The organism is Chamaesiphon sp. OTE_8_metabat_110, from assembly GCF_031382685.1.
GTDB lineage: Bacteria > Cyanobacteriota > Cyanobacteriia > Cyanobacteriales > Chamaesiphonaceae > Chamaesiphon.
In genome coordinates this window covers 1-4803 of record NZ_JANMZA010000193.1, presented here as the reverse complement: position 1 = coordinate 4803, position 4803 = coordinate 1, and the positions used below count along the sequence as shown (strand labels likewise).

Annotated in this window: 6 protein-coding genes; all 6 read right to left on the bottom strand. The window is 47.4% G+C overall.

From position 1 onward, the window contains the following. Nucleotides 1–147: 147 nt before the first annotated feature. Nucleotides 148–360, bottom strand: a complete 213-nt coding sequence (gene thiS, locus RMO52_RS07065; protein ID WP_310412269.1) for a sulfur carrier protein ThiS — start codon at nt 358–360, stop codon at nt 148–150. A 59-nt stretch (nt 361–419) separates the two neighbouring features. Further along, nucleotides 420–1478 carry a thiamine phosphate synthase gene (locus tag RMO52_RS07060; RefSeq protein ID WP_310412266.1) on the bottom strand — a complete coding sequence of 353 codons (1059 nt, stop codon included), beginning with the start codon at nt 1476–1478 and terminating at the stop codon, nt 420–422. A 178-nt stretch (nt 1479–1656) separates the two neighbouring features. After that, nucleotides 1657–2613, bottom strand: coding sequence for a DsbA family protein (locus tag RMO52_RS07055; RefSeq protein ID WP_310412263.1), 957 nt, complete (start codon nt 2611–2613; stop codon nt 1657–1659). 145 nt (nt 2614–2758) lie between these two features. Next, nucleotides 2759–3286 (bottom strand): hypothetical protein, encoded by a 528-nt coding sequence (locus tag RMO52_RS07050; protein ID WP_310412260.1) that lies wholly within the window; start codon nt 3284–3286, stop codon nt 2759–2761. Between the two features lie 94 nt (nt 3287–3380). Then, on the bottom strand, nt 3381–4328 hold the full coding sequence (locus RMO52_RS07045) for a vitamin K epoxide reductase family protein (RefSeq protein ID WP_310412257.1): 948 nt from the start codon (nt 4326–4328) through the stop codon (nt 3381–3383). 135 nt (nt 4329–4463) lie between these two features. Next, a partial coding sequence (locus RMO52_RS07040; protein WP_310412254.1) for a BtpA/SgcQ family protein occupies nt 4464–4803 on the bottom strand: 340 nt, incomplete at its 5' end.

The window sequence follows — 4803 nt, the reverse complement described above, 5'->3', positions numbered from 1 at the left end:
CTGCTGTATAAACGATCGAGCAGCTTCAATATCTGAGGATTGGTTGTAGAATACCCGATATAGATCGAATAATCTCGATACTTCCTCAAGCTCTTCAATCCTAGCTAAAACAACTTCCATACTTGAATTTTAACCTCCGATCTAGTTTTAACCACCACCAACGATCGTCACAATTTCCAATCGATCGTCAGTTTTAATTTCTGTATTGTCCCAAAATTGACGATGCAAAATTTCCCCATTATATTCTACTGCTAGAAGTCGAGGATTTAACCCCATCTTGACTAATAACTGGGGTAAGGTTGTCTGCGGCAAACAGGTACAGGCTTCACCATTTACTTGTAACTCGATCGACTCAATCATAAACCAAAATTATAAACGACCCCGCTAGCCACTCAATCCCAAAACCTAAAGCCTACCCTCTACCCTCTACCCTCTATTCGCGGTACCCGATTCAAGATGGACAGACAATATTGAACTGCATGAGTAGGATTATCTGCTTCCATAATCGCTCGAACGATCGCGATTGCTGGGGCACCAGCTTGGATGACATCATCAATATTAGTACTATCGATGCCACCGATCGCAAACCAAGGCACAGTCGCATTTTTGACGGCGTGCTGGACGTATTCTAATCCTGCTGCTGCTTTGCCCGGTTTAGTTGGCGTTTCATAGACTGGCCCTACCCCAATATAATCGGCACCTTCGGCGATCGCTTGTGCCATTTCTGCGTGGCTTGTCGTGGATTTGCCGACGATCTTTTGGGAACCCAGTACTTGTCTAGCAAGTGCGATCGAGACGTCTTGCTGACCCAAATGTACCCCATCAGCATCGACAGCTAGTGCCAGATCCACCCGATCGTTGAGAATAAATAACGCGCCATAATTATGGCACAGTTGACACATCGCTTGGGCGATCGCCAGTCGATCGGTATCATTAGCTTGCTTATCACGATACTGCACCAATGTCAATCCCCCCTGCAAAGCTGCCTCGACACGGGGAAGTAAATCTGGGGTGGGAGTAGTAACTAGATATAACTTGGCACTAGTGAGCAGTTGGCGACGACGGTAGGCGAGTAAATTGCTCTCTAAGGTATATACCCGATAGCGCATCTGTTTGCAGCCGCTACTCAGGCTCGGCGAGTAGAGCTTGCCATATTCTTCCAGTACTCGCAAGGCTTCTTGAACGCGACACAGATTGGCTTGGAGCAGTTGCTCGATCCCCGTGCGTTGTTCTTCGCGAGGATGGCTCAATTGAGTACCGACATCGGCTGCTGTATCCCGCGCGGCGCGAATTTCTGGCGTATGCCACATCCCCAAGTCTTGTCGCATTTGCTTACACTCACTCGCCAGTGCGGTGTTATTGAGAGCAAAGCGGCACCATTCTTCAATAATCCGCAATCCTTCCCGCGCTCGATCGAAATTTGCATCCAAAATTCGCCATACGGCTGGCTGGATTGAAGCTAATGACAGATCGCTCATGGGGTAGAGGGTGGGGGGACGAGGGGATGGGGAGATGGGGAGATGGGGAGATGGGGACGGGCAGTTTGGCTGTCGCTCACTGACCGGGGACGGGGGAACTGGCTTGCAGAGAAAAGTCGAATGAGTACTAGCGGATTACGCTCTTACCTCTTACCTTTTACCTCTTACCTCTTACCCTTTACTTCTTAGTAACTTGCGCTAAGGCTTTTTCCAAATCTGCCAAAGAGGCGGCACCTGTGACGACTTCGCCATTGAGGATGAAGGTGGGCGTACCGTCAACACCGAGCTTACGTCCGAGTCTAAAGTCTTCGACGATCGCATCAGGAGCAATTTTCCGATCGGCGTTAAATTTATTGAGATCTAACTTGAGACTGGTGGCAGTTTGGAGATAGAAGGCTTCACCTAGTTTAGCTTGATTCGCATACAAAGCATCGTGAAATTCCCAAAACTTACCCTGTTTATTGGCAGCCCAAGCAGCCTGTGCGGCTGGTAGTGCTTCGGGATGAATTTGGGTGAGGGGAAAATATTTATAAACTAGGGTAACTTTATCTTTATGTTTTGCCATAAATTGCTTGACACTCTTATCGGCAGTCGCACAAAATGGACATTGAAAATCTGAGAATGCGACCATCACGATCTGACGATTGCTAGCTCCAGTGGTGGGCGAATTACCGATTAATGATTTGGTGTTTTTTCGAGCTAATTTAAGTGCGTCGGCTTGAGCTTTTTGTTCTTTCGCTTGTTGCTCCAGCGCGTATTTTTGCAACACTTCTAGCATGACAGATGGATTGCGGCGAATGACTTCTAGGATTTGTCTTTCTAGCAAAGGGCTGACTTTAACGGATTGCGCGATCGAGTTAGGTGCTGGAACTTTGGCTGAGGTGTCGCCGAGGGCATTAAGTCGCTCGGTGGAAGTGCGCGGATCTGTGGGGGCTAGGGATTCATTCGCTCGATCGATCCCATAATTTGATGCCAATATTTTGGTTTCGGCGCGGGCGGGTAACGCCCCAAAGACTAACGATGATAGCAATAGCGACAAGATTGGAAATCGCCACAAATTGAGTAAATAATTCATGCTGATAATATCGGGGTAGTGTTGATGCAATCTATTGATGCTGGCAACTAATTGTGCCAAAGTCGATCTATCTAATAATCGATAGTTAGTCTTGTGCTATTAGCGAATTGATATTTTAGCCTCAAACTTAAAATCCCAACCCATTTAGCAATCGATAGCCAAACCTAAAGTCCAAAGCCTAAAGCCTAAAGCCTAAAGCCTAAACCTACTTGCGATATTTAAAATTCATCACACCTTTATAGCCAGTTAATTTAGCAATCTCTTGGAGATCTTTACTACCAGTAAAATATTTACCGTTAATTACCCAAGTAGGAAACATTTGAATGTTTTTCTCTTTACACAATTGTCGCTGAGACTTTTCACCATCTGCGGCGCACTCAATATAGAGTAATTTTGCAGCAGCAGCCGCCCCAAATAGCGATTTTTGCTTCTGACAATGATCGCACCAGTAAGCACCGTAGAAAGTGACATTATTGGCAATTAAATGTTCTACCAGTGCGGTTTCGGCTGCGCCTGATACGGTATCGATTGGTGGTGCTGAAGCTGTCTTCTTGCTGTTGCTGTTGACAGCAGGTTTACTCGTCCGATTGACGAGCGATGGACGAGCCGAAGTGGTATTGCCATTAGTGGGCAGCGTGGGATTAGCTTGCACCGTAGCGATAGTAGTCACAACAGCACCAATTGCCATCCCGATCGCGCTCACCGATCGAAGTAAGTGTAAGTTTGTCAGCATTTAGTAAAATTGGGAAATAACGATCGATCCTTAAAATATATAAACCATTTAGGTCGATCGCACAAGTTCCGCTTGCCAGCCTGACTTATAATTATTATTCACCTGGAGCCAACTTATCGTACTTAAACTTACTATCGCCCTGATAGCCAGTCAACTTGGCGAGTTTTGCCAGTTTCCTGATTCCAGGCTCTAATTTGCCATCGATACTCCAAGTCGGAAATCCTTTAATGCCAGCTTTGGCACAAGCGTCTGGCTGCGGATTCTTTTTGGCATCAGCAGCACATTCGATATTAGTAACTTGCTCCCAGGCTTGACTACCAAATAACTGCTTCTGTTCGTAGCAATGCGGGCACCAGTAGGCACTGTACATCTTGGCACCTTTTTCGGTCAGGTGCTTGGCAAGTTCGATCTCGGCTGTCCCCGATGTAGACTTGATTTCCCAACCAATCCCCGGTGTCGGGGCGGTAGTCGGGGCGAGTGAATTTATCTCACCTCCGATCGCGGTATTGTAAAGAACTAGCGAAACTAGCAGGGCACCCAGCCCCGCCGCCATTCCAGAAAAGATGACTTGCCCGATATCCTCCCAGTCACGCCCGAAGAGTGTCAGTCCCAAAATGGCAAAAGTGAAAATTGCCGAAGCAATACAAAATGGACATGCAGCTTTGATGACAAATGCCAGCAGATACATCAAATAGCCGCTAAATACCGCCAGCCCCACTCCCGCGAGCAATAATCCCAACCAAGTCAGGTTGTTGAGCTGATTGTGTGCCGCTTTATTAGTTTTGGGATCGACGAGTGTCGGCGCAAAAGCCATCACCGCCACACCCATGTAGCTCAGTAAGCCCAATCCAGTCAGCGGAAAACTGCCAACATTAGCATATGGGCTAGATAGTACGATCTGACAGCCTTCGGTACCGCACACACCGTTGTTGCTAAGTTTTACCCATGTCAGGTAAGCAGTTACCAAAATGCCTAAAATAGCGATCGATCCGATGAGCAATCGCGAGTACTGATAGATCCAGGGAATTTGACGACGTTTCATAAGAGTTGGGAGTTGGGAGTTAGGAGTTAGGAGTTGGGAGTTGGGAGTTGGGAGTTAGGAGGTAGAAATAGGAAGCCTTCGGTCTTGTCTTGGCGTTAGAATCTCAACTTTAAAAATTCTCTCCCAGCTCCCATCTCACTTATGGATTTTCATCGAATCGATCGCACGTTGTACGGATCGACTGGCGAGATCTTGGCGAATTGTTTCAACAAATTGACTGACGCGAATTGGATCGATCGAGTTCTCGATTTTGCCTTGACGTTTGAGCGAACTCGACACGATCGCGCCATCGGCATATTGCATCAAGCTATTAATATTATTGAAATTAGCACCACTGCCGATCAGCATCGGAGTGGTACCTGCGGCTGCCCTAGCCAGTCGAAGATCTTCGATACTTGGGGGGCTACCCGTCGCGGCTCCCGAGAGGATGATGGCGTCAGCTAACCCCCGATCGATCGTTTCGCGGACGGCATTT